At 46.2% G+C, this 25,551-nt stretch carries 18 protein-coding genes and 1 pseudogene; 12 read left to right on the forward strand and 7 right to left on the reverse strand.

The window, feature by feature from the left end; all coding sequences use genetic code 11:
* Positions 1-27: 27 nt before the first annotated feature.
* From RIG66_RS18425 to RIG66_RS18445, 5 genes are all read left to right on the forward strand, one after another.
* The gene (locus RIG66_RS18425; RefSeq protein WP_446380215.1) at positions 28-3,009 is read left to right on the forward strand and encodes a glycerol-3-phosphate acyltransferase; all 2,982 of its coding nucleotides are present in this window, start codon (positions 28-30) and stop codon (positions 3,007-3,009) included.
* 138 nt (positions 3,010-3,147) lie between these two features.
* A complete protein-coding gene (locus RIG66_RS18430; protein WP_446380216.1) occupies positions 3,148-3,504 on the forward strand; it encodes a CU044_2847 family protein in 357 nt (118 codons plus the stop codon).
* A 310-nt stretch (positions 3,505-3,814) separates the two neighbouring features.
* Positions 3,815-7,258 carry a HEAT repeat domain-containing protein gene (locus RIG66_RS18435; RefSeq protein ID WP_446380217.1) on the forward strand — a complete coding sequence of 1,148 codons (3,444 nt, stop codon included), beginning with the start codon at positions 3,815-3,817 and terminating at the stop codon, positions 7,256-7,258.
* A gap of 469 nt (positions 7,259-7,727) precedes the next feature.
* Positions 7,728-8,291 carry a Uma2 family endonuclease gene (locus RIG66_RS18440; protein ID WP_446380218.1) on the forward strand — a complete coding sequence of 188 codons (564 nt, stop codon included), beginning with the start codon at positions 7,728-7,730 and terminating at the stop codon, positions 8,289-8,291.
* 239 nt (positions 8,292-8,530) lie between these two features.
* The gene (locus RIG66_RS18445) at positions 8,531-9,157 is read left to right on the forward strand and encodes a type I restriction endonuclease (protein ID WP_446380219.1); all 627 of its coding nucleotides are present in this window, start codon (positions 8,531-8,533) and stop codon (positions 9,155-9,157) included.
* Between the two features lie 415 nt (positions 9,158-9,572).
* Here the strand turns inward: RIG66_RS18445 and tftA are convergent, their stop codons facing one another.
* Positions 9,573-12,212, reverse strand: coding sequence for a hormogonium tapered terminus morphoprotein TftA (gene tftA / locus RIG66_RS18450; RefSeq protein ID WP_446380220.1), 2,640 nt, complete (start codon positions 12,210-12,212; stop codon positions 9,573-9,575).
* A gap of 374 nt (positions 12,213-12,586) precedes the next feature.
* Between tftA and RIG66_RS18455 the strand changes: the two genes are divergently transcribed.
* Positions 12,587-13,216, forward strand: a complete 630-nt coding sequence (locus RIG66_RS18455) for a CatB-related O-acetyltransferase (protein ID WP_446380221.1) — start codon at positions 12,587-12,589, stop codon at positions 13,214-13,216.
* A gap of 246 nt (positions 13,217-13,462) precedes the next feature.
* Here the strand turns inward: RIG66_RS18455 and RIG66_RS18460 are convergent, their stop codons facing one another.
* From RIG66_RS18460 to RIG66_RS18470, 3 genes are all read right to left on the reverse strand, one after another.
* Positions 13,463-17,044, reverse strand: a complete 3,582-nt coding sequence (locus tag RIG66_RS18460; protein WP_446380222.1) for a GAF domain-containing protein — start codon at positions 17,042-17,044, stop codon at positions 13,463-13,465.
* Positions 17,045-17,475: 431 nt separating this feature from the next.
* A complete protein-coding gene (locus RIG66_RS18465; protein WP_006102893.1) occupies positions 17,476-17,790 on the reverse strand; it encodes a hypothetical protein in 315 nt (104 codons plus the stop codon).
* 353 nt (positions 17,791-18,143) lie between these two features.
* The gene (locus tag RIG66_RS18470; protein ID WP_446380223.1) at positions 18,144-18,464 is read right to left on the reverse strand and encodes a hypothetical protein; all 321 of its coding nucleotides are present in this window, start codon (positions 18,462-18,464) and stop codon (positions 18,144-18,146) included.
* Positions 18,465-18,853: 389 nt separating this feature from the next.
* On the opposite strand from RIG66_RS18470, the pseudogene RIG66_RS18475 reads away from it, so the two are divergent.
* Positions 18,854-19,241 (forward strand): annotated as a pseudogene (locus RIG66_RS18475) (transposase family protein); the annotation flags it as partial.
* A 266-nt stretch (positions 19,242-19,507) separates the two neighbouring features.
* Here RIG66_RS18475 and bioU read toward each other — a convergent pair.
* Positions 19,508-20,533: a (S)-8-amino-7-oxononanoate synthase BioU gene (bioU, locus tag RIG66_RS18480; RefSeq protein WP_446380236.1), complete on the reverse strand. Its 1,026-nt coding sequence runs from the start codon at positions 20,531-20,533 to the stop codon at positions 19,508-19,510.
* Between the two features lie 448 nt (positions 20,534-20,981).
* On the opposite strand from bioU, the gene RIG66_RS18485 reads away from it, so the two are divergent.
* The 3 genes from RIG66_RS18485 to RIG66_RS18495 are packed head-to-tail and all read left to right on the forward strand — an operon-like array spanning position 20,982 to position 22,066.
* Positions 20,982-21,191, forward strand: a complete 210-nt coding sequence (locus RIG66_RS18485; protein WP_446380224.1) for a DUF2997 domain-containing protein — start codon at positions 20,982-20,984, stop codon at positions 21,189-21,191.
* Positions 21,192-21,224: 33 nt separating this feature from the next.
* Complete coding sequence (locus RIG66_RS18490) at positions 21,225-21,611, forward strand: DUF1257 domain-containing protein (protein ID WP_446380225.1); 387 nt, start codon at positions 21,225-21,227, stop codon at positions 21,609-21,611.
* Complete coding sequence (locus tag RIG66_RS18495; protein WP_446348306.1) at positions 21,611-22,066, forward strand: ferredoxin; 456 nt, start codon at positions 21,611-21,613, stop codon at positions 22,064-22,066. The genes RIG66_RS18490 and RIG66_RS18495 overlap by 1 nt, the downstream gene beginning before the upstream one ends.
* A gap of 206 nt (positions 22,067-22,272) precedes the next feature.
* On the opposite strand, the gene RIG66_RS18500 is transcribed toward RIG66_RS18495, so the two are convergent.
* Positions 22,273-22,554 (reverse strand): YiaA/YiaB family inner membrane protein, encoded by a 282-nt coding sequence (locus RIG66_RS18500; protein ID WP_006102895.1) that lies wholly within the window; start codon positions 22,552-22,554, stop codon positions 22,273-22,275.
* Between the two features lie 859 nt (positions 22,555-23,413).
* On the opposite strand from RIG66_RS18500, the gene RIG66_RS18505 reads away from it, so the two are divergent.
* Positions 23,414-24,388 (forward strand): Ig-like domain-containing protein, encoded by a 975-nt coding sequence (locus tag RIG66_RS18505; RefSeq protein ID WP_446380226.1) that lies wholly within the window; start codon positions 23,414-23,416, stop codon positions 24,386-24,388.
* Positions 24,339-24,443 carry a hypothetical protein gene (locus tag RIG66_RS18510; RefSeq protein WP_446380227.1) on the forward strand — a complete coding sequence of 35 codons (105 nt, stop codon included), beginning with the start codon at positions 24,339-24,341 and terminating at the stop codon, positions 24,441-24,443. Before RIG66_RS18505 ends, RIG66_RS18510 begins: the two co-directional genes overlap by 50 nt.
* Before the next feature lie 85 nt (positions 24,444-24,528).
* Here RIG66_RS18510 and RIG66_RS18515 read toward each other — a convergent pair whose 3' ends face one another.
* Positions 24,529-25,377 (reverse strand): ABC transporter permease, encoded by an 849-nt coding sequence (locus tag RIG66_RS18515; RefSeq protein ID WP_446380237.1) that lies wholly within the window; start codon positions 25,375-25,377, stop codon positions 24,529-24,531.
* Positions 25,378-25,551 lie beyond the last annotated feature (174 nt).

Genomic DNA, 25,551 nt, shown 5'->3' on the forward strand with positions numbered 1-25,551 from the left:
CAAGGAAATCTTAGTAATAAATGTCCCATGACGCTAACACAGGTTTGGGGTGCTTTACTCATTTTTGTCCTCTGTCCCCTGCTAGGTGGACTTCCCCTGATTTCCTGGATTACCTACTTACTTACAAGACGCCAACTCTCTCAAGTCGGTACGGGTAATGTATCTGTATCGGCGGCGTTCTACCACGGTGGACGTTGGGTGGGTATCTTAGCGGTATTATCAGAAGCCTTGAAGGGGATTGCGGTTGTCTTGCTGGCGCGTTATTTCTTCCCCACAGAACCCGTCTGGGAAATTATTGCCCTGATTATGCTGGTGATGGGGCGCTACTGGATGGGCAAAGGTGCCGGAACCACAAATGTGGTCTGGGGATTTGTGGTACATGACCGGCGCGTCGCGTTATTGGTATTTTTAATTGGGGGCATAGGTTTTACGATTATCCGCGATCGCACGACGGGGCGTATCGGTGTTTTAGTCCTATTCCCGATAATTTTGGCACTGTTGCACCCTCATGACTTCGCTAGAATTGTCAGTGCGATCGCGCTGAGTCTAATTATCGGTTGGATTTATCAGAAAATTCCCGATGACTTAGACCTTCCCACCGAACAGGCAAAATCAGAATCTAAATCAGTGTTTCGTTTTTTCCGAGGCGATAAAGCTATTATTCCGCTTGAACGCGAACTTGATCCCCAACAAGTTGGCTCAAAAGCCGCTACTTTATCCCAGCTTAAGCGCTGGGGTTATGCTGTACCACAGGGATGGATCTTACCACCAGGGGATGATATGCAACCCTTGGTCAAATATCTCCCGGTTTCAGAATCCAATCCCCTCGTTGTTCGTTCCTCAGCTATCGGCGAAGATGCGGAACTCTCTTCATCCGCCGGACAATATCAAACGGTTTTACAGGTAACCAGCCGCCCCGCTTTACAGGAAGCGATTACCCAAGTCTTAGCCTCGTATCATCACCCCGCCGCCAGAGGGTATCGCCGTAACCGCGATTTACCCGACACGGCGATGGCTGTCTTAATTCAAAAACAAATCCCAGGCGTCTTTTCCGGTGTCGCCTTTAGTCGTGACCCCATGCAGCAACAACCCGACACCGTAGTCCTCGAAGGATTACCCGGAGATGCCTCCCAAATTGTATCCGGTCAAGTCACCCCAGAACAGTATCGGGTATTTTTCCAGCAACCCCAGCTTGTAGGGGCGGGTTTAACCGATAACCTTGAGGACAAAACCGATAACTCGACGAAACCCGCCCCCCTTGATCAACAGGAGACTGGAGATAATCGTTCCCCATCGGTTGAAATTGAAGGAGAGGGGGATTTACCCCCAGCGTTAATCCAAGAGGTGGCTACTTTAGCGCGGGAATTGGAAGACCGCTATCATGGGATTCCCCAAGATATTGAATGGACTTATGACGGTCAGCAGTTATGGCTACTACAAACGCGACCAATTACCAATCTCCAACCCATCTGGACGCGCAAGATTGCCGCAGAGGTGATTCCCGGACTGATTCGACCCCTCACTTGGTCAATTAATCGTCCCCTCACCTGTGGTGTTTGGGGGGAAATTTTTACCATCGTGTTAAAAGAACGATCGCAGGGATTGGAGTTTAATCAAACTGCTACGCTGCATTATTCTCGCGCCTATTTTAATGCCACATTGTTAGGTGATATTTTCCGGCGCATGGGTTTACCGCCAGAAAGTTTGGAGTTTCTGACCAGGGGAGCGAAATTTTCTAAACCCCCTCTGAAATCCACGCTGCGGAACCTTCCCGGATTACTTCGTCTATTAGGTCGGGAATGGAATTTAGATCAGGATTTTGAGCAAGATTATCACCACCATTTTGCTCCGGCTTTAAGTCAACTGCAAGAGCAATCGGTTTCAGAATTATCAGACGCCGAAATTCTGGAACGAGTGAACCAAATACTATCGGAATTACAGCGAGCCACATATTATAGTATTCTGGCTCCATTAAGCCTTTCCCTGCGACAAGCGTTACTCAAGGTAAAGGATGAAGAATTAGATAGTAGCCAAACTCCAGAAATTGCCAGTTTGCGATCGCTCGCCCAATTAGCCGATGATACCCGCCATTTATTAAGTCCCAAACAAATTAATTGTGATAATCCTGCTTCTGTATTTACCACCTTGTCGGAAATTCCCGATGCTCAAAGTGTTTTAGAACAATTCGACCAATTTCTGGCACAATATGGCTATCTCAGTGATGTCGCCACAGATATTGCCGTTCCCAGATGGAAAGAAGACCCGCGACCGATACGCCAACTCTTTGCTCAGTTTTTATGTGATCCTCCCCCAGCCACTAAACCGCCAAAGCGTCAGCGCTGGAAAGCGGAAGTGGTACAAGCGCGGTTGAATTTAAAAGGGCGAGTGACTGAAGTCTATTCGCAATTTTTAGCCGACTTGCGTTGGAGTTTTGTAGCGCTGGAGAAGCGGTGGTTAGAATCCGGTTTACTCGCTGAAGCTGGGGATATTTTCTTCTTAGAATTTGCGGAGATTCAGCGTCTAATCGCTGAAACCGATCGGGTTTTGCGAGAGGAACTTCCCAGATTGATTAACTATCGGCGATCGCAGTTAGATGAGCATCGTCAATTACGCAGTGTTCCGCCTCTATTCTATGGTAATCCTCCCGCCGTTTCATTTCTGATGCAAACCCAATCAGAACCCGCTCAACAGCGTCTTGTCGGGATTGGCGCAAGTGCGGGACAAGTGGAAGGTTTGGTTAGGGTTTTAAATAACTTACAATCAGTTCCAGACATTGACCGTCAAACGATTCTGGTTGTCCCCTACACCGATTCCGGCTGGGCACCCCTATTGGCGCGTGCAGGCGGTTTAATTGCTGAAGTTGGCGGGCGGCTATCCCACGGCGCGATCGTGGCGCGGGAATATGGGATTCCGGCGGTAATGGATATTCATAACGCGACTCAGATGTTCCGCAATGGTCAACGGGTAAGAATTGATGGGCGATCGGGTATTGTGGAGGTTTTGGAGTGAGTAAAATTATCAATTAGATTGAATAAATATGGGTCTTCCGTTTTGTATCTGTGGGGGAACAGGGGAGATATTAGCTGTTTCGTTATTTCTGTTTTCTTGCACTCTCTTACATTCATAAGTTAAAGGAGATATTTAATTATGACCACTAGAATCACGGAAGTTATGGGCGATGATGGCGAAACTATTTATATCCAATATGATGAGGAAGACAGTGATGAACTGCAAGCTGTTGGGTTTATTGATGATATTCAAGACAGAACGAATAAATTAAAGCGAACGATGAAGAGTACAGTCAAGAGTTACTCTAAACTGGTACTCGATAGTGTCAAACAGGGACTGACTGATAACCTTGCACCGAGTAAAGTCGCCTTAGAATTTGGCTTACAAACAGGAGGAGAAACCGGAATCCCCTTTGTCACCAAAGGAACCGCCCAAGCCAATGTCAAAGTCACCATTGAATGGGACTTAACTCAAAAAAATACACCCAGTTCGTAGTAATGGCTTTAGCCTATCAAACCACAAGAACCCAACCCAATGCTCTTGTCGTTCGTAGTAATGGCTTTAGCCTATCAAACCACAAGAACCCAACCCAATCCTTTCATCATACCCAAACACCAGAACCAAACATCATCTATGATGAAATAAGATAACTCCCCCATACCTAACACTTCACCGGAAAACACCAAACCAGAGAATCGGGGCGGGTGTAATTGCCTCTAGGTACAACCGAAAAGATAGTCGTAAAACCCGCCCCTACAAATTGACGCGCTTATCCCATAAAACGTCAACCCCATCCCAGTTTAAGATGAGTTACTATGGTCTTGACCAACTCCGGGAATCCATGGTGAAAATCCTGAATCCCGATAAAGGAGAAACCGCAGGTTCAGGTTTCATCATCCGTTCTGATGGTTATTTAATCACTTGTCACCATGTTATTTATCTACTCGATCGCCTTATAGTAGAGTATCAGGGACAGGAATACGAGGCGCAATGGTGCCAAGCCTTATCCAATCCTGATGTCGATATTGCTATTCTCAAGATAACGATTGAAAACGCCCCCGCCGTACCGATAATTAATCCGCAACACTTATCAACCTCGGTAACCGTTTATGGATTTCCGCCTTCGCAAAAGAAATATTTTCCCGAAGGGATTAACTTTTCCGCCCCAACCATTCGCTCCAGTGCGCCTGTTAACATTCTACCCACCTATCGCATCCAAACTGTAACCGCCACAAACCCTTGGAATCGATTACCTCAAGAACAGTCTACCTTTGTGTCCCATCGAATTGATACCAAAGTCGATTCAGGAACTAGCGGCGGCGCTGTTTTTGCTGAAGAATTGGGCGGTGTGGTGGGCGTGATTCAGTGTAGTAAAAGCGATGAAAGTTATCTGATTCGCTGGGACAATTGTTTAGAGAGTTTAAATGCACTGGGTTTAGAACCGGAGAAAAATGCCGTTTGTCAATTTCTGGAGGCGATTGAAAATGATCAACGATTTAAATCCATTGGCTTTTTCCACACGCCGCAAAACGTTGTATTGCAAGAGCAATATATTCCGATTCAAGTCACCCTGGAGCGGAAATATAAGCATGAGGTAGAAACGAGTTGGGGGTATGGGGAATCTGAGGCAGAAATTAAACGAGTTTATGCGCTAAAAGGTGGGGTAGAAGAAGTTGAGGAATCGCGACAAACTCAGGTGGATTGGCAAGAAGCGAAAAAAGATCATTCAAGAGTAATGGTTTTGGCTGATCCGGGGATGGGAAAGTCTACATTATTAAAAATGGAGGCGGGATTAATTGCTAAACAGGAGAGGGAAAACCTAACGCCCCACCCCCCTCGTTCCCCCCTCGAAGGGGGGATGGATAAGGAGGATCAATATTCTCCTATAAGAAGTTCCATAACCCCCCTTTTGAAGGGGGGTAGGGGGGATCAAAAAGCTTTAGATAAGACTTCAACTGTAGACTTGAACAAGGTAGAAATCCTGGGAATAGATGATGTAATATTCCCCCTATTTCTGCGCCTATCCGATTTAGATGAAACTCCCCAAGAAATCATTGATGCAATCCCGCAACTGATCCAGCGAGATTATCCGAAAAACTATCCGGCTATCGACACACTGTTACAAGAAAAATTAGAGAACGGCAAATGTTACTTACTATTAGATGCCTTAGATGAAGTCCCCAAACAGAATCGAACTCGTTTAGCCGAAAAGCTGAACCGATTTGCCCGAAATTATAACTGTCCGATGATTTGCACCTCTCGCATTGTTGGCTATGGCGGTGCTTTTTTGCCGGATGCGAAAGAAGTAGAAATTGTTCCGTTTAGTCAAAAGCAAACCGAAGCCTATATTCAAACCTGGTTTAAAAATGCGGCGGGTTATCTAGAGGATGATTCTGTCTCAGCCGAGGGATTGATTGAAGAACTCCGCCATAAACCCCAAATTGGGGGATTGGCTCAAAATCCATTATTGTTGTCGTTACTGTGTAGTTTATATCAAGTCAAAGGATTGACGCTTCCAGCACGGCGGACTCAGGTGTATGGCAAAGCCGTGGATTATATGTTGGGAAAATGGGGAATTGACAATCATCGACAATGGGTGAATGAGGCGCGAGTATCAGCTAAAAAAGAGCTTTTGCAGGAACTGGCTTATCAATTTAGTTCTGAGAATAAGGAAATTTTTTCCATAGACGAACTCAGGCGCAAGATAGAAAACTATCTGGGAAGTGAGCAGGTGTGCAGTGATTTTAAACCCCTGAGTGCGGCGAGTTTGATTGAGGAGTTGTCCGAGAATGATGGTATTATTCAACTCTTGGATAGAGGGGGCGATCGCTATCTTTTTCTCCACCGCACGTTTCAGGAGTATTTGACGGCGGCTTATTTGAGTCGGGTTGGCAATGGGGTGGCGTTAGCGCGGCAGCATTTTTGGGACTATGACTGGCATGAAACCCTAAGTTTGCTGGCGGGATTGATGGCAGATCCGATTCCTTTGCTGCAAGTGATTATGAAGGAAAAGGATGATATTTTTAAGACACTTTTATTGTTGGCGGGGCGATGTCTGGCGGAATGTTCTGAATGTTCTCACCCTTTGGTTACTAAGGTAATTGATAGATTATACAAGTTTTGGCTGTCTTACCCAAGTGTTGGGTTTATTACTTCCACGCTTGTGGCATTAAGTCAGGTTAATTCGCAGATGGTTCAGAAGTGGCAAGCAGCCCTCAATCATTCCGATAGTTACCTCAGAAGGGAAGCAGCAGAAGCTTTGGGCAAGATAGGTAATACTCAAGCTGTCGAGGGTTTAATCGCTGCCCTCCATGATTCCGATAGTTACGTGAGATGGGAGGCAGCAGTGGCTTTGGCTAAGATAGGCAATCCTCAAGCTGTGGATAGTTTAATCGCTACCCTCCATAATTCCAATCGTGACATGAGATGGAATGCAGCAGAGGCTTTGGGTAAGATAGGGGATGCCCAAGCTGTGGATAGTTTAATCGCTGCCCTCAATCATTCCCATCGTGAGGTGAGAAGGTATGGGGCAGTGGTTTTGGGTACGATAGGCAATACTCAAGCTGTCGATGGTTTAGTCGCTGCCCTCCATGATTCCGATCGTGACGTGAGATGGAATGCAGCAAAGTCTTTGGGTGAGATAGGGAATGCCAAAGCTGTGGATAGTTTAATCGCTGCCCTCCATGATTCCCATAGTGATGTGAGATGGAATGCAGCAGTGGCTTTGGGTGAGATAGGCAATCCTCAAGCTGTGGATAGTTTAATCGCTGCCCTCAATGATTCCGAGAGTTACGTGAGATGGAATGCAGCAGAGGCTTTGGGTGAGATAGGCAATCCTCAAGCTGTCGAAGGTTTAATTGCTGCCCTCAATGATTCCGATAGTTACGTGAGAAGGAGTGCAGCATTCGCTTTGGCTAAGATAGGCAATACTCAAGCTGTCGAGGGTTTAATTGCTGCCCTCCATGATTCCGATAGGAACGTGAGAATGGAAGCAGCATTCGCTTTGGGTAAGATAGGGAATGCAGAAATATTGGCAAAGCTAATTAAGTACCTGGACATCAATATTTATGACAATGACATATTTCCCCTAGCGCGGACATTAGCGGTTCGATACAGCAAGGAAAACCTGCCCTTTATTCCCGTCTATCCTAAGTTGGTTCGCTTTAGCTATTCACCTATATTGGCAACAGTGAAGCGTCGTTGGCGATTGCTCAGACAAAAGGCAAGGGAAAAGCGTTCAACTGGGTGATTGGTTCAGGATGCGATTTTGAACTGGGGGAGGGCGGGTTTTGTACAAAAGTTATCGGTTACATCCCACAAGTTAGTCCCTAAACCCGCCCCTACGGATTGTTTTTGCTTGGATTTGACGTTTAAATCGGGCGCACGTCGGTCATCTGTGTCAACTTAAGGTAGAAAACCAATGCTGGCAAGGTTTTAAGTTGTGTCTATCTACTCCTCGACATTTTCCCCCTCATCCCCTAACCCCAACTCCGGACCGTGGGGAGAAGGGGAACTGGACTCTCTTGCTCCCCTCTTGCTCCCCTCTCCCAAGCTTGGGAGAGGGGCTGGGGGAGAGGGGTTGAGCTTAAGTTGACGCGGGCGCACGTCGGTGCGCCCCTACAATTACTAATTAAGGTGTGCCACGCCAGTAGTCTGTTATGCCAATCACAGCCAGAGTTTTACGACTTCAGGAATAAGGAGGCGATGATCGCACAACGATGACAACACCCCTAGATCAAACCATTACCTTAGCCGAATTCCTCAACCTGCCAGAGACAAAACCTGCCAGTGAATTTATTAATGGTCGCATCTACCAAAAACCAATGCCTCAAGGCAAACACTCTCGCCTACAGTTTCAACTTTGCAATAAGATAAACCACGTCGCTGAAGAGTCGCAAATTGCCCTCGCTTTTCCTGAACTGCGTTGCACCTTTGGCGGGCGTTCAATTGTTCCTGATGTTACTGTATTTCAATGGCAACGAATACCCATTGATGCTAACGGTGAAATCGAAAATGTATTCGCGCTTTCTCCTGATTGGACAATTGACATTCTATCTCCTGATCAGAATGCCACAAAGGTGATCAGAAATATCCTCCATTGCCTAAGACACGGTACTCAGTTAGGATGGTTTATTGACCCGGATGAGCGGTTAATTCTGGTATTCTTGCCGGGACAACAACCCATTGAGATGACAGGTGATGATCTCTTACAAATACCTGAGTTTTTGGATTTAAATCTAACCGTTGATCAGGTATTTGCTTGGTTAAAAGCTGGGAAATAATATCCTTATAAGCTGTTCGGCATTTAAACCTTAATATCAATAATAGGGAAATCCTTGTAGTGCGTTAAGCGAAGCCATGCCGCAGGCTTTGCATCTTGATCGCTACTAATACCCAATTTAAATGCATGACAGCTTACCAATTAAGTTAAGGTGCGTTACGCTTCGCTAACACACCCTACTGGCTACGGATTGTTTTTACAATGACGCGATACAATAAGAAATCTCTACCGGATTGATCCATGATCAGAAGTCTAGCCATTGGAGACGATATTACAACATTCCGTCAAGTCCAGGAGAAACTAGGGTTAACCTTGACGGAAGATAGCCAGTTTTTTACCGAATGGATGGCTGAATTACCTGCATTGAGTGAGTCAGAGCAAGCGCGGTTAGATCAGGTGCGTTGCAACTATCTCTACCAAATTTCCGATGGGATTATGCTGGAAGAAACAATCAAAATGGTTGTGCTGTCGCCATTGCTGGAGTTAGCAGGTTTCTATCAACCGCCTTACAAATTCAAGACAGAGGTTTCCGTTGAAATTGAAGCAGAAGGAGACAACGAAGAAATTTTACGAGGACGAATTGATGCGCTAGTGTTGCAGGGTAAACTGTGGATTGTTCTAATTGAATCCAAAAAGACGACGTTTGATTTAGAGTTAGCGATTCCGCAAACATTGGCTTACATGGCAGCGCATCCAGCGCCAGAACAACCGCTCTATGGTATGGTAGCCAATGGTAGCAGCTTTTTGTTCATCAAAACATTAGGCAAACAGTATGGAATTTCGGATTTGTTTGCCACGCGATCGCAATATCGCAACAATCTCTATGAAGTGTTGAGAATCTTGAAGCATTTGGGACGTTTAATTTAAGAGGTATTGACAAATTGAATAAAATGTGAATTAGCCAGTCAATTAAGGGTGGGGGAGGGCGGGTTTTGTTCCACAGTTATTGGTTACATGCCAAAGGCTAGTTCCTAAACCCGCCCCTACAGGTTGGGTGGATGAGGGCGCGATCGCATGTCTTGTTCTTTTATCCCAAATCCGGGTTAGCTACCCCGTTGTAACCTAGTCCGCGCAGGCGGACTTTGTTTGTGTAGCAGCGATTTCAATCGCCATGGCAAACTATTATCGTTTCTTTTTTACCCAGATGTGACTAAACCCGCCCTGACCGAATGGTACAGTTCAAGTAGGTTGGGTTGAGTAAAGGGCGACCCGAGCCAATTAAATGGACACCGTTGTTGATTTTTGCAAGCGGGTCGCCCCTACAGGGAAACCAAAGGTAACATTAAAGCCCACAGGGACTATCGCTACCGTTATTCTCCATGGGCGCTACCGTATGACTCAAACGCATAAAGAAGGATTGAGGTGTGTCTTCCACATCAGACACCACACCATGTAAACGCCGCACCAATGCCATAATCTTATTCCCATATTCCGGATCAGCACTCCAGCGCCGACTTAAGTCGTACACCGAAGGCGCACTCCCGCGTAAGACGAACTGGAACCGAGGACTGACGATGGGCGGATGTTCAATCGGTGCCGTTGTTCCATAGGCTTTGAGATGCTGAATGTGCGCTTTCACACCCGTGCGGATATCCGGGAAAAATGCACCCGCCGGATCACTATTGGCTGTCCCTAAACCGCCAAAATTATTTTGTTCAGGTTGTAATAAACCGCCAAAGCGTAAGAAATCCGTCGTCAGACACATCTGACAAAAGGCAATGTCGTGATTGACATCTTCTTTTTCCGCTTCTTCAATGTAAATGGTATGGATGTCGGGGAACTGGTCGAGTGCTTTGTCATTATTACTGGTGAGAAAGGCTTTCAAATCCGCTTCTGTGGCATTGCCAAACCAGATAATCTTGTCAGACTCATCCAAATCAGTTTGAGTGGCTGTATTTAGTAATACCGTTCTGGTATCACTATCCCAGCCGACAGAGATATTAAAAGGTTGCAGATCAACCGCTTTCACATACACGACATTGCCATAACTGATTTGGCGAATATCCGATTCCACAGTCAGATCAACACCTAAATTCTCTACCAGATCCGCCGGAATATAGGAATTCCCATTGACGAGAAGCCCTTTTTCGTCATGGTCGTAGTTTTGAATTTGGATATTAATCAGTCGGAAATGGGGTGAAGTTTGATCCGATTTTGCCGTTTGACCACTCCATTGCAGCAAGCCATCAGCTAAACCTTGGGCAAAGCGATCGCGGTTTTCTTGAAGTAAGGTTAAGTCTTCGGGATTGTCGAGGAAACAGAGATTGAAGATAATAGATGATGCCGCGACTTCACGACAAAACGGAAGCTGATTTTTGGCACTCAAGGTGTCCGGTTTAACCCCGCGTGAAAGGGATTTTCCGGGTAAACGCAGTTCGGGGACTTTCTCCAAGAATGCCTCTAAGACCAACTTAGCATCGTCTTTGCGGTCTTCGTTTCCATCAATATAATAGGCTTCAGTACCCCGCACCGAACCATTAAAGGCATTACCACCCAGTTCTATCGCCACATCCCCAGGCAGGACGCGATCATTGATCCATTTGATTGTACCGCCCAGATCCAGGTCATCGGGTACGGTAAGGAAATTAACCCCTCGTGACTGGAGTTCCTGCACCAAGGCGTTACGAGTAAGAATCATTTCCTCGGCTTCCGTCGTCCCTAAAGCAACAACGCCGGGATCTTTAAGGTCATGACCCGCAGAAATAAAGATGCGCCCGACAGCCGTTGCTGGTGGAGGCGTGGGTTTAGTGGGTTCGGGTTCGGGTTCAGTAGGTTCAGTAGGTTCAGTGGGTTTAGTGGGTTCGGGCGGTGAGATAACCACAGGTGCACCGAAAAATCCCAGTTGCACCAGAGTGGCGGGTCCCACCACACCATCGGTAATTAGGTTTCTTGCCTTTTGAAACAGCTTTACTGCTGCTTGAGTTCCTGGTCCAAACACGCCATCTACCCCAACATCAATTTTGGCATCTGCTAACGCTTGCTGGATTTTGCGGACATCTATACCATGCATGTATGGACTTGTCAACTTAATGATTTCAAAGCCCTGCCAGACTTCCCCAAAACCGCCGATAATACTCCGATTCAGTCGCCGTTCGGTAGCGGGTCCATAGCCCCCATCTTCGGCAATTCGATCCTGGGGATTGTATCGATTCCAAACCCGTTGGAACGCCTGTACCGCTAGGCTACGAATATCACGTCCGCCGCGAATATAGTCGAAGTGAGGATAATCCCTCGGACCCAACCATCGCCAGCCATGTCGTTCTAGAAAGGAACGCCAGCCATCGGTATCTTGGATATCCAGCGCTAAACCACTTTGGTGATTACTACGAGGCGGACGGGCGGCGAGTTGAATCCCACAGCGACGACCTCCTCGATAGTGATTGTAGAGGATAAGCTGTTGGGCAATGGTACGATATCCGGAGTTGATGACTAGAGGAATTCCGCGATCGCGAATTGCCCGCCCCAGGGCGGCTTTAGCAGCAGGCTGGAGGAAGGGCCACACGGCTTGTCCCAGACGCACATTCAAGTCTTCAAAACTGACCAGGGTGTCAGGTGTGAGGAAGTTCATCTCATCAATCACCTGCTGATCCAGTCCCCGCACAACATGAGTGGAACAGGAACGCACATTAAACAGAACTTCGGTAGAACCCGGCGGAGACACTGGGGGTAGCAAGACGGTTTCGCCGTCCCAAATCTGAATATGGTCGGCAAAGGCGTACCATGTATTCTTGTTGTTAAATCGGTCTGTGGCAAAAGCAACCCGGATATGGTGAGGTTCTCCGTCCTTAGGGTCCCAACTGTGCAGTGCTAACTCTGTCCCTTGCGTCAGACCATAAAGGTCGTCTGGGTTAGAGATTTGACTACTATCGACAGGTTGCTGTTTGAGGAGGGTATCTTCAAATATTTTAAGCGTTAAAGCCATTGGCTGTTGATAAAATAATTTGGATCAATTGTCGTAATTTTACTATAGTGCGTTGTGGAATTTCTTGTTTAAGAGAGGTTAGAGTAGATCGAATTAAAGTTAAGGATTCAACTCTTAAGATTTGATTAAGAAATAGCCCCGAAACCTGCGATCGCGCTATACCGAATCCAGGTTTTCTAAGGAGTCAGACCCAATTAAACTTGACGGTTTGAGATGGGGGAACACCTCGACTTACCTCGACTTCGCTCGGTAACACGCTCGGTGTGTCACAGGAAACAGTAAGGACTTAACACTTGTTAACATTTCTGAGTACAGCGGAAAGAATTTATGTCCAGGTAATGATGTCCCGTCGCCAAAATCTCAAAGGGTTACTTATGATTCACGGACCATCTCCCCATAGCAAATATCCGTTAACTGACCAAACTCGGTTAGTTTTCTTAAATAATATTATTAAGAATCCTAACATTATCGTTGGTGACTACACCTATTACGATGATTTCGAGAATCCCGAAAATTTTGAACAGAATGTTTTATATCACTTTGATTTTGTCGGTGATAAGCTACGAATTGGAAAATTTTGCGCGATTGCCTCAGATGTCAAGTTTATTATGAATGGGGGAAATCATCGCACCGATTGGTTTACCAATTATCCTTTTCCAATTTTTGGTTCCGGCTGGGAAGTTGCTATGCCTGATAGCTGGCCCCACAAAGGGGATACAGTGATTGGGAATGATGTCTGGATCGGGTATGCCGCAACAATTATGCCCGGTGTTCATGTAGGGGATGGGGCAATTATCGCCACAGCATCAGTTGTAACTCGCCCTGTCGAACCTTATACGATTGTGGGGGGAAATCCGGCACAAGAAATCCGTAAGCGTTTTGACGATAACGTTATCGATGAACTGTTAGAGATTCAATGGTGGAACTGGGATATTGAGAAGATTACCCGTAATCTGAATGCCATTTGTGGTGACAATATACAGGCTTTACGGGAAGCTGTATGACTGGGTTTTGGTCGAGTGCGATCGCATGTAATATTCTCCTCCTAAGGAATAACAGATTTATTTTGGAATTTCAGGGGTGTTTATTTATTCTCTACAATTGAATCAGGGCGGGTTTTGTTGTTCAGTTATGGGTGACAAGCTAGCTTGAATCCCTAATCCCACCCCTACAATTTACTTGATCAACCCTCTAGTAGGGACACGATATATTATGCCCCTACAGGTAGCCCCTAAACCGTCAAGAAAACGTTACTCATAATCCAGTTGCGGATTAACTTTAAACGTTCCCACAGACGCCTGCAACTCTCGCGCCACTTCCACCGTTTTTCGCAGCGAATTTGACACTTTCGTCGAAGAATCCGAGGTTTGGGCTGAAACCATAGCAATCTCATACATCAAACTACTCACCGCTTGAGCCGTTTGAGTCTGAGACACTGTAGCCGTAGAAATTAACTGCACTAATTGGTCAATCTGATAGGATACCTCTAACATTTGACCTAAACTATTCTTGGCATCATCTACTAACTGTGTCCCTTCTACCACCTGCTTGGTACTTTGTTCCATCGCCTCAACTACCATCGCGGTTTCCCGTTGAATACTCTCAACAATTTCCTCAATTTCTTGAGTCGCCGCCGCCGATTTTGCCGCCAATTCTCCTACTTCTTCAGCAACAACAGCAAAGCCTTGACCCTCTTCACCAGCCCGTGCTGCCTCAATCCCGGCGTTAATGGCAAGTAAGTTGGTTTGTAGGGCGATTTTCTCAATGATAGATACCACCTTAGCAATCTGTTGCGACGACTCACCCAAACGCTTCACTTTTTTCGCCGTCTCCCCAATCGTACTCCGCAGATTTAAGATATTCTCTACCGTTAAATCCATCGCCGCTTGACCCATTTGGGCGGTATTGGATGCCGTACCCGCAACCACCGCCGCTTGGCGAGCGTTCTCCGCCACTTCTTCAATCGACTGGGTCATTTGTTCGACAGAATTTAAAATCTGAGTCGTTTCTTCTGCTTGTTTTAGTGCCGCTTCTGCCAATTGCTGAATTGCTTGTTCGTCTTCACCAACCGCCATATTCACTTGAATTGCTGACTCTTGTACCCGCGTTACAATCTGCCGCAAGTTCTCCACAATTGAGTTGAAAAAGTCAGCAACGGTGCCAATTTCACCAATGTTGACCTCTGCCCGTACTGTTAAGTCCCCTCTGGCTGCGCCTTCCACATCATTGAGCAGTTCAACTAATTGCATTTGAATCGCTTCTTTCTGTTGACGTTGCTCCTCTGCCAGTTGTTCGGCTTTTTGACGAGATTGCTCAATTTGGGCTAGGAAATCTAAACGGTCTAAGGCTGAACCGAGTTGAATTGCCACCTGTTTAAAGAAGGTCATTTCTGACTCTTGCCACACCCGGGTACTGGAACATTGATGGGTAACTAACAAGCCGTGAAGATCACCATACGCCAAAATCGGTGCGACTAAATTGGCTTTGACGTTAAAGGGTTCCAGTTGACCCAAATAACACTTGCTTAAGCCCGCCTTTTGAATATCTTCAATCGCCTTGACCCGCCCCTGCTTATATTTCTCCACATATTGCTCCGCAAAACAGGGGTCAGCAATATTCGCGCCCAAGGCTTTAGGAAACCCTTCCGCCACCGATTCAGCTAAGATCGTTCCTTTCCAGTTTTTATCAAATAGATAAACGATCGCGCGATCGGTTTTCATGGTTTTGCGAATTCCTGTAATCGCGGCATTATAAATTTCTTCCACGGTCACGGATTCCCGAATACTGGATGTAATTTCATTCAGTTGTTGCGCCCGTTCGGTTTCCGCTTCTTTCTCCACCAAGAAGTTCACCCGGTCTAAGGACAAACCAACTTGAATCGCTAATTTCTTGAGAAACTCAATTTCCGACGGTTGCCAATTATGGGGTGCATTACAGTGATGGGCAATCAGTAACCCAAATAACTGCTCATCCTTGAGAATGGGGGTGACCAAATTGGCTTTAATTTGTAACCGTTCCATTAACTGGAGGTGATCCGGATGAAATCCCGCTTCAAAAACATTATTGGTGGGTACGACTCGTCCTTGTTTGTAAGCTTCGATGAGAGCATCCCCAATACAAGCGTCTTCAATTTTATCCCCCAAGGCACGAGTCCAAGCGGGAACGACGGCTTCATTGGAGATGTATCCCCGCCAGTCGGGTTGGAACCGATAAATTACTACCCGATCAACGCCCAGAATTTGCAGAGCCCCTTGAACAGCCGCCTGGAAGACTTCCTCTAAATCTTGTTCAGTCCGAGCGCGGGAAATGGCGATATTGGCAAATAATTCTGCCTGTTGTGTTTCTGCCGATTGCTGATATAGTAATCCCTTAACACTGGTGACAAGATTATTAAACGCTTGGGACAAGAGGCGAGTTTCCGTCGGACCGGATGGTTCAGCGTGAACATTGAGATCCCCTGCAATCATTTGTTCCGCCGTGCCAACCAATTGTTTTAAGGGCATTGCCAAACGACGGGCTAAAAATAACAGGATTGCTGCGATCGCACCGCCTAAGAGCAGAAACGCTAAGGAAAAGGTCAGCGCGGCTTGAGATCCAGTGCTGCGGAGGTCACTCAGTTCCATAGAAACCGCAATCACCCAGTTGGTTTTGGGAACGGTGACCAGAAGATAACGGCGACCCGCGTATTCAAAGTTAGCCCTGTTGAGGGAATCGCCAACCTGAGAGGGAGCTGACTCTATGGTTAAATTCTTGAGTGGCACATTACTCGCTACTGATTCCGCCTGAGGATTCTGAGACTGTAGGCTATCGAGCAATATTTTGGCACCTTGCGCGATCGCATCACCGCCCACAACTGTCGGTTGACCTTCTCCGTCCTGAATCCCGACGTTATGAATGACAGTGACATTACCCTCTTCGGTCAGGGCTAAAAGTTGGACGATTTGAGAATCAACTAAGTGTAAATCTGAGAGCAAATTATTCAGCACTGTACCGAATGCTGTAGCGGGTAAGACCCCTTTGACCACACCCAGAAATTCACCTGAGTTCGGATCAGTAATTGCTTGGCTCAGTTCAATTCCAAAGGTATTTGCCGATTGATCAAACGTCGGTTCGATTAACCGACCCTCACCTGTTTTCGTTGCTTGCCACCATTGTTCATCCCGTTGTACAAAGTCCGAGGTCGGGCGACTATAGGCGACGTTAAACCCGTGTTTGTCGGTAAAAAATAATTCCGCAAATTCGCTAACTTCTGCTGTTCTTTGCAGATAACTATTCAGAGCTGAATTGGGTTGAACAATTTTATTGGTAGCGAAGGTTTGTTCAAGCTGCTCAATCGGAATGGTCGGCAGCCCTTCAGTTTGAGCCACTGTTGCCGTATTCTTAGCCGCATTAATGACTAACGGATTATGCGCCACAATTGCGGGAATTTTTTCGGCTTCGGCTAACAACTCAGTGACCAGATCACTGGTTAATAATGCTTCATTTTGTAATAACTGCTCAGTTTGTTCTTGGCTGCGTCCCGAAATAATTCCAGATGTCACCAATCCCGCTAATCCCAAGGGAACCAGTACAGCAGGTAAAATGGTTTGCAATAACTGAATCCGCAGGGGAGTACTGTTCTGGGATAATAAACGATTGTATCTCGGAAGAGTACGCCCCAGGAAAGAAGGCTGTTTCTTCGGCTCTGGAGGCGTCATTCCTGGGGGGGGAACGGATTCGAGAGGGAGTTGGCTGTTAGGATAATTCGTTGCATTATTTTGATACCCTCTATTCAAAGTGTCTTCATGGGATTGAGAATTATAAGTGTTAAGTGGATCAAATTTAGTAGCCATGAAATGATGTCCTTGAAATGAGAGTCTTGGTTAATTCTTGATTGTCATACTCGCTTTTTGATAAGCAAGCTACGTTAAAGAATTCTGGCATCGGCGCGGGACGGTTTGAGTAACATCAGGTCAAAAAACAATAGAGTGAAAAATTTACCCTACTCAACAGAACTCAAAAGGGTTTATAACTCAACTGAAATTGGTAGAAGATGCAGGTAAAAGTATGCGAATTGGTCTTTCTGGAAGTGGGTGGACACAACTCAAGTTAACGGTTGAGATTAGAGAACTCGATCTAAATCTAAAATTTACAATCCAAAACGGTATCAGAGGAATTCTGGTGTTATAAAACACGACAGACACTTATCCTCCCAAGGCGTCTAAAAAGACAGCTATACTTGTTGCTGAATCCTAATTCACCAATGACATAAGACGATATTGGATTAAAGCACTCGTCTGCACGCCACACTAGCCGCCTTGACACCCCCACCCGAGGCAATTAAAGCGCCGATGGGACCGCCAACCGCTTCCCCGGCGATCGCCATTTCAATCGCCACCGCCAACGTACAAACATCTAAATCCGCTTCTGATGCAGGTTGCGCTTCTGGATGGTTATCTTTCCAGGCTTGGGCTAAAGGAACGGCAAGTTCTGCTAATTGATTTTCGAGGTCAAATTGCTGTACTTCTTCAGAAGATACAGGTTCAGAGGTTGAGGGATTGAGATTACGTAATTGGTTGTCGGATTTGAATGAACTCATAGTGCTAGTACCTAAAAAAACACCACACTCAGGAATAGTGGGATTGAAGCGAAAACGATAGATTTACCCTGGTGGTGTCCAACCTTGAGGAGAACAGAAGCAAAAGAGGCGAGCGATCGCAGACCCTAGGCTTTCATTCCCAGATACGGTTGAATCTGTAAGACAGTCGTATAACTTGTAATACACTTTCCTTATCATAGGTCAACTACACGAGCATCAGCAACTAAGTCTTAGAGGTTTCATCGAGTCTTCATAAACTAGGGGATAAGGCCGCAGGGGTGTGACAGTGGAGGGAAGTGAACTCACGCGCCATGCCTGGCAGGGGCGAAGAGTCATCCTCCTAATGTCCCGTGTCACTCAAACAGCACCGTCACCTCACTGGATTGGGTAAAGTAATTCCAAATCGCGATCGCTAAATCATTCTCATATTCCAGCTTTTCGATACCCTGACAATTCCGGCAATCCCCTATACATGATGACGCTTGACCATCTAATGCCCCCTCTGGAATTGCTAAACAAATGTTTACAACAGGTATCTCTTGTCCCTCACCCAATCCGTTGTAGGTGCTGAACGTCACTGCTGCAACATAGTCCATATTGATGATCAAATCGGCGAGTCGGATGAATGCCAAGATAAACTCCTCGCACAGATAATTCAATAACTGTTTTGTCAAAAAAACCCTACATAAAAAGGTTAAGTCATACACCCAATTGGCGTAGTCACGATTGAACTGTTCAATTTGGTGTCGTAGATGCGCTGACTAGCAACGGAATAGATCAGAGAGTTTCCCCTAGCTTGAGTTTTTCTCAAAGGTCGGGTTTCTTTTCTATGCCATTGCGATGACCCTGAAACCTTACTTAACCGTAAGATAGCGTAAAACACGTAATACACCAATAGCATCATAGTCAATCTGCACGCTGATCAGCAAGAGTTAGGGATTAGGGACTGGCAATTGAGGATTGGCGATTGGAAAAATTCTCCATCACCTCCCTCATCTTGGGTCTTCCGTACTTAGTGTGCTAAACTGTTAACATATTATACCTAAAATACAGGCTAGTAATGGTGAAAAGAGAAATGACAAAGCTCCTCAACTTACCAGGAGTCATAGTCGAAAAAATTCAAGAGACAGAAGGAGCATTGATTTTATCGGTTAAAGTACAAAAGAAAACAGCTAAATGCCCCCGCTGGGGTCATACTAGCCATCGCCTTCATCAAAATAAAAGGCATTTGGTGAGGGATTTACCTATATGCAACCGAGAAGTAATGCTTTATTTAAATCGTCGAAGATTTAAGTGTGATCATTGTAAAAAACCTTGAGCGTGAAAGTTTAGATTTTGTCGGATATAAAAAGGAATTCACTCATAGATATGCTCATGCTATAACCAAACAAGTTATTCATAGTGATGTTATTAATGTAGCTAAAAACAATAAATTAACAGAAGAAGAGGTCGTCTGCCTCCCCTCCCTTTACACTGACTGGTATTCTATTTTTCCGCAAGTCCCTTAGTACAGGGAAGATAGGGGAGATGGGAAAGATAGGGAAGAGTAGGGGCGGGTTTAGGGACTAATATTGGTTGTTATCCCTAGCTGGGCTGCAAAACCCGCCCTGTGTGTAGGGGCGGATTTTACCATTAATGTTTGGTTTTCGCCCTAATGTCACTAAACCCGCCTCAACGGAGTGCAAAAATTCTTCGACCAATGACCAATGACCAATGACTATCGAACAAAATGCGGCATCACTTCAGCCGCTGTAAATAAACCGTAAAGACCTCGTTGATGTAATGATATACCTGCTTTGAGATAGCCAAAAGCTGGACCACAGACATTAGCCGCCATACTGGTTTCGTCGCCGAGGGTAAAGGTGTGGGTGGAGATTTTGCCCTCAAAGGTGCGTCCGGTTACCTGGACATTCGTACTCAAGGGTTTTTTGGGATTACGGGTATCAACAACGCCGCCTACGGTGACGCGATCGCGAGAGCATATCCCAGCTAATTCCAACATGATATCATCGGCATGTTCCATATTCTCTAAGGTGAGGATGCCATTGGTTTGATCCAAGAGCGCTTCCACATCCGCATCACTCATCTGACGTGCCTGTTCCACATCGTAGCCGGGAAGATGGGCAATATCTTCTCGAATCGTGGCGCGATAGGCTTCCCAATTGGCAATACCGACACCAAAGGTAATTTTAACGCTGTGTATTTCAGCATAGCTTTGAGCCGCGATCGCAGCCGCCGCCGTTAACAGTCCTGGTGTAGCACCACATCCCGCCATGTAGGTAATTCCCGCTTCTTGGAGTTCATCTTTCATGGCGAGTAACTGTTCTACAGCACTGGTGCGCTTAAGGGCATCTACCAGTACTCCACGCCACCCCGATTGGATAAACTGGCGGGCGACTGATGCCATAAACGTATTCGGCAAATTGGGTAGGGCAAGGAAATAGCCATCCACTGCCGCATTTTCGATTAAATCAGCAATCGTGTTATTGCTGAGAGTGCCTGCGGGTTCGAGATACCCCAGTGACCCTTGATTATGATACGTTGCGATCGCGCGATCGGGATCTAGCCCAGTTGCATTATAAGCCCAGCCCTGCTTATCAGCCGCCGCTACCCAAATCATCTCCCGTTTACCAGCCAGCACTCTAGCCGCCGCTTGTCCTAATCCGCCAAAGCCTAAAATACCGACTCGAATGGGTTTGTTTAATGTAGAATCCATCAAATTTGCCTTATGGGTCTCACTCATAGCGATACACCTTGAATCACACAAACCTTCATTATCTCTCACCACTTCCCCCGCTCCCTCTGCTTCCCCCGCTCCCTCTGCTCCCTCTGCTCCCTCTGCTCCCTCTGCTCCCTCTGCTCCCTCTGCTCCCTCTGCTTCCCCAGCTTCCTCTGCTTCCCCAGTTCCCCCATCTTCCCTGTGCCTCATCTCTATGTATCTTTTTGTTAAGAACACAATTTGGACGATTCTGCCGCTTGACTGGGAGGGCAAGATACGCGAAACTTAACAAAAGATTAGTGTATGATACTAATCAAGTATTAATTTCTGTTAAGGTTCAATTCGCTAGGATGCGAATAATAACGAGAGATTGCTCAACTAGCGAGATAGCTGGTTATGCAGGCTCAGAGGCTGTCGCTTAATTGGTGCTACAGCCCAGAACTGGAGGACTGACCCAACCGTTAACAAACTGATGGAAACCTTAGAATTTGTCATTTATCCAGATGGTCGAGTGCAAGAGAAAGTCACGGGTATCGTTGGCGCCTCTTGTGCTGAGGTGACTGCTGCCATTGAAGCTCAGTTAGGGCAAGTCGTCTCAATGGAGCAAACATCTGAATACTTTGCCCAACCGACTCAGCAGTCGGCAACAGCAACGGCGCAAGCGACCTACAGCGCTTGGTAAGTTTTTTTGTTCAATTAGCTTTCTTTAACCAAAATGTCACATTTCAGCAACATAAAAACTCAAATCCGCAACCTGACCTCTTTACAATCGGCGTTAACAGACCTTGGCGTCGATTGGAAAGCCGGTCCGAGTCAAGTGCGTGGGTATCGTGGTCAAACCCGAACTGCCGAAGTGGTTATCGAACAAGAAAACAACTACGATGTGGGTTTTGCCTGGAATGGCAAAGAATACGAGCTAGTTGCTGACCTCCAATACTGGCAACAGCCTTTATCTGTCGAGGGTTTCCTCAACCGAATCACCCAACGGTATGCATTTCATACGGTAATGAACGAAACTGCCAAGCAAGGGTTTCAAGTTGCCCAACAAGAAAATAATCAAGACGGTTCTATCCGTTTAGTTGTCCAACGCTGGAGTGCGTAATGTCTGATTTCTCCCCGACACCAGAGCGTTCAGGGTTAGAACCCGAACTCGGCGGCGTCTTCCGAGATGCACCAGAGCGTTCCGGTTTAGAACCCGAACTTGGTGGTGAGCTGCGGCAGAAAGGTGTTTATGTCGATGAAATTACCTGTATTGGCTGTAAGCATTGTGCCCATACAGCTCACAATACATTTTACATCGAGCCAGATCATGGACGAGCGCGTGCCTTTCGCCAAGATGGTGACCCAGAAGACTTAATCCAAGAAGCAATTGACACCTGTCCAGTCAATTGCATCCACTGGGTAGACTACACCGAACTCAAGCAGCTAGAAGACGAGCGACAGTTTCAGGTTATTCCCGTGGCTGGATTTCCGATTGAGTCGGCTGTCGTGGCGACCAAAATGCGGCGCAAGAAAGCCCTTAAACAGTATAAGTCAAAAACACGCCCAAAACAATAGACTTTTCGTTACAGTCTCTGGTACAACAAACCTCGATGGTTCATTGCCGTTGAGGTTTTTTTGTCATTGGTTATTTGTTCATTGTTGATTGTTCATGGTTTATTGTTGATTGGTCATGGTTCCACCTTTGAAAATTCTTCTGTCCCCCATCTCCCAGACGTTCCACCGGAACGTCTCTACAACCACATCTCCCCTGCACCTCTGCATTATTGAAGGGGATGATTTTCGTTGAGCAGTTTTTCGATTCTCGCTTCATCTACTCTGGAGATAATCCGTTTCGATTCGTGAATATCGCGGGTGGTTTTGGAAAGACTAATGGTTGAGCCAACGGAGAAGACTAACCCCATTCCCATAAAGCCTTTTGTCCAGCTATCGACAGGTAGATATAAAATCCCGATACTCATAGCTGAGACAGAAATAATAAAAGAAGCCCAGGCTTGAAATACCCAAGCATTACTGTGGATTTGGTTGTTAAACGGTGATTCCATAGTCCCTTTCTTCATCAAAGGTTAGTTAATTCAATTTACTCAAGGATAGGAATTACTTTTCTGATAACTTATGGGCAACGGGACAGTTTTTGGAGTTGCACAGGAATTGTATGACCCAAATACTCGGAAAATCGTATCGACGATTCGTCTATTGTTGTGCCAGTTGAGAAATTGTTTAATTGTTCGCCATTTGTCCCCGGTAGGGGCGACCCGTCGCATTCAATTAACACCACCCAACCTTTAATTTTATCGGGTCGCCCTCCGTCAGGTATGGGGAATAATCGGACATCGCATCCATAAAAACAATGGTAGGGGCAATAGCCGGATTCAATTAACACCACCTAACCCTTATTTTATCGGGTCGCCCGGTATAAAATATAGGGAAAAATCAGGAATCAGATACATTGAAACCCTGGTAGGGGCGACCCGCCGCATTCAATTAACACCACCCAACCTTTAATGGTATCGGGTCGCCCTCCGTCAGTTATCGATGTGACACCGAATTGAGAAAAGGGCGAGTCGATATAGGTTAATTCTCACACCCAACATTAATGCAGCGACTTGCCCCTACAGCCCCTACATCCCCTACAGCCCCTACATCCCCTACATACCCTACCCTCTACCCCCGACAACCGCGAAAATTCCGCCAATCCTGACAATGGATTCCATAGAAAATAAATATTGTGTGTTCTAATCCCAGCCAACCCCCAAGGATTTATTATATTTTCTATATAAATAAGAAAATCCTTTAAAATGACCACACTCAATTTTGCAGATGACAAAAAATTCTCCACCGGGGATGGTTCAAATGCTGTTGGTATCGGAGACTATAACGGCGATGGACATCTGGATTTAGCTGTTGTTAACCGTCCGTCTTGCCAACAATGTTTCTATTCTCTTAGGCGATGGTACAGGAAACTTTGGCGTCGCCCCTTCATTGAACGTAGGAACTCAACCTTTCGATGTCGCTGTAGCGGATTTGAACGCCGATGGTAACCTAGATTTAGCGGTGTCTAACATCGACTCGCACAACGTCTCGGTGCTTTTGGGAAATGGGGCTGGAGGGTTTAGTGCGGCGACGAACTTACGCCTCAACACCACCAACTTTCCCCCTGTCGCGAATAACGATACCTTCACCACTGATGAAGATACCCCTATTTCCCTCAATCTATTGGCAAATGACAGTGATTTAGACACCAATGACACTCTGACAATTAGCGCTGTCGATACTACCAATACTCAAGGCATCGTCCAAATTAATTCAGATGGCACCGTTACCTACACTCCCGCCACCGCATTTCAATCCCTCGGTGTGGGTGAAAGTGCCACTGACCAATTTACCTATACCCTGGATGATGGCAATAATCATACCGCTACCGCAATAGTTTCTGTAACGGTTAACGGCATCAATGATATCCCCATCGCCAACAACGATACCACCACCACCGATGAAGATACAGCCACGACTATTGCCGTTCTCGATAACGACAGCGATATCGAAAACGATACCGTAATAGTTTCTGGCGTCGATACCACCAATACTCAAGGAAATGTCACCGTCAACGCTGATGGCACCATCACCTACAATCCGAATACAGCTTTTCAAGACTTAGGTGCAGGGGAAACCAGCACAGATACCTTCAACTACACGATTACTGATGGCAACCAGGGAACCAATACCGCCACTGTCACCGTAACCATTACTGGGGTGAATGATGCGCCTGTCGCCCAAAATGATAGCGTTACCACTCCGGCTGATACGGCGATTGGCTTCTTTGCCCCGTTTGCACTTTCAAAAGCTGCTGGCAAGTCGTCAGATTCCTGTGCATTATGATGTGCCGGAATTGGACGCTGAGGTGGAAATGATGCGGGAGATGGGTTATCTTTGACTATTGTTAGTAATACCTCACCGATTACCAATAAAAGCGCGATCGCGCTTTTATTGGGGCTAAAGCCCCTACTACGAATCTAATTCTATAATACATCTGCAAACGCGGGACGTAATTTCTGATAACACCACAGTCCTATCCAAAACACAACCCCAGAAACGCCAAACGCGACTACCCATTCCAACCCATGTTCTACTGAACCCACTAATACCAAATCCCGATAAACCTGAGCAATCACCGCCAGAGGATTCAACCAAAACACCCAATCCCGTAAACGTTCGGGAATCACCGAAGCGGGATAGACAATCGGCGTCATATAAAACCAAAGATTTAAAATCACCCCTAATGTTTGGGGAATATCTCGCAAAAATACGGTTAATCCGGCTGCTAAATATCCTAATCCGGCGGTTAACAACAACTGGGTTAACCACACTAAAGGCAATAACGCTAATGTGGCATGTAATGTTCCTGAAGATATGGCAACTAACACAATCAACGCGGCTAACCCTAAGGCACTTTCAATAAATGTCGATAATACGGGAACCAGTGGTAATAGTGCCAAGGGAAACACCACCTTTTTTACCAAATTGGGTTGTCCGACGACTGAACCCGCCGATTGGGTTAACCCCCCAGTAAAGGCAATCCACGGCAATAACCCGGCAAACAACCATAAGCCAAAGGCAATATTGTTATCCGCAGGTAATCCCTTCAGACTTAGCTTCACCTTCAGAACAATGGAAAACACGTAGGTATAAATCAGCAACTGAGACAGTTGATTGAGGAGGGGCCACAAGTTCCCCAATACCGAACCCTTATACCGTGCCTCCAAATCCCGGCGCACTAATGTCCGCAGTAGGTCAAATTTGACCCACCACTTTTCGTTTAGGGGCAACCAGCGTCTAATTTTACCAACTTTCCGAATTACGCCGAGCATTGATTTGTCATTTGTCATTTGTCAAGTCGGGGCGGGTGTAGGGTGCGTTAGCGTAAGCGTAACGCACCATTTCAAAAGATAGTAGTGAAACCCGCCCCTACACAATCTTCCCCATCTGACACACCGAGCGTGTTACTGAGCGAAGCCGAAGTAAGTCGAGGTGTCCCCCGTCTG

Origin of the sequence: Coleofasciculus sp. E2-BRE-01, assembly GCF_040221695.1 — a bacterium.
Taxonomy (GTDB): Bacteria; Cyanobacteriota; Cyanobacteriia; order Cyanobacteriales; family Coleofasciculaceae; genus Coleofasciculus.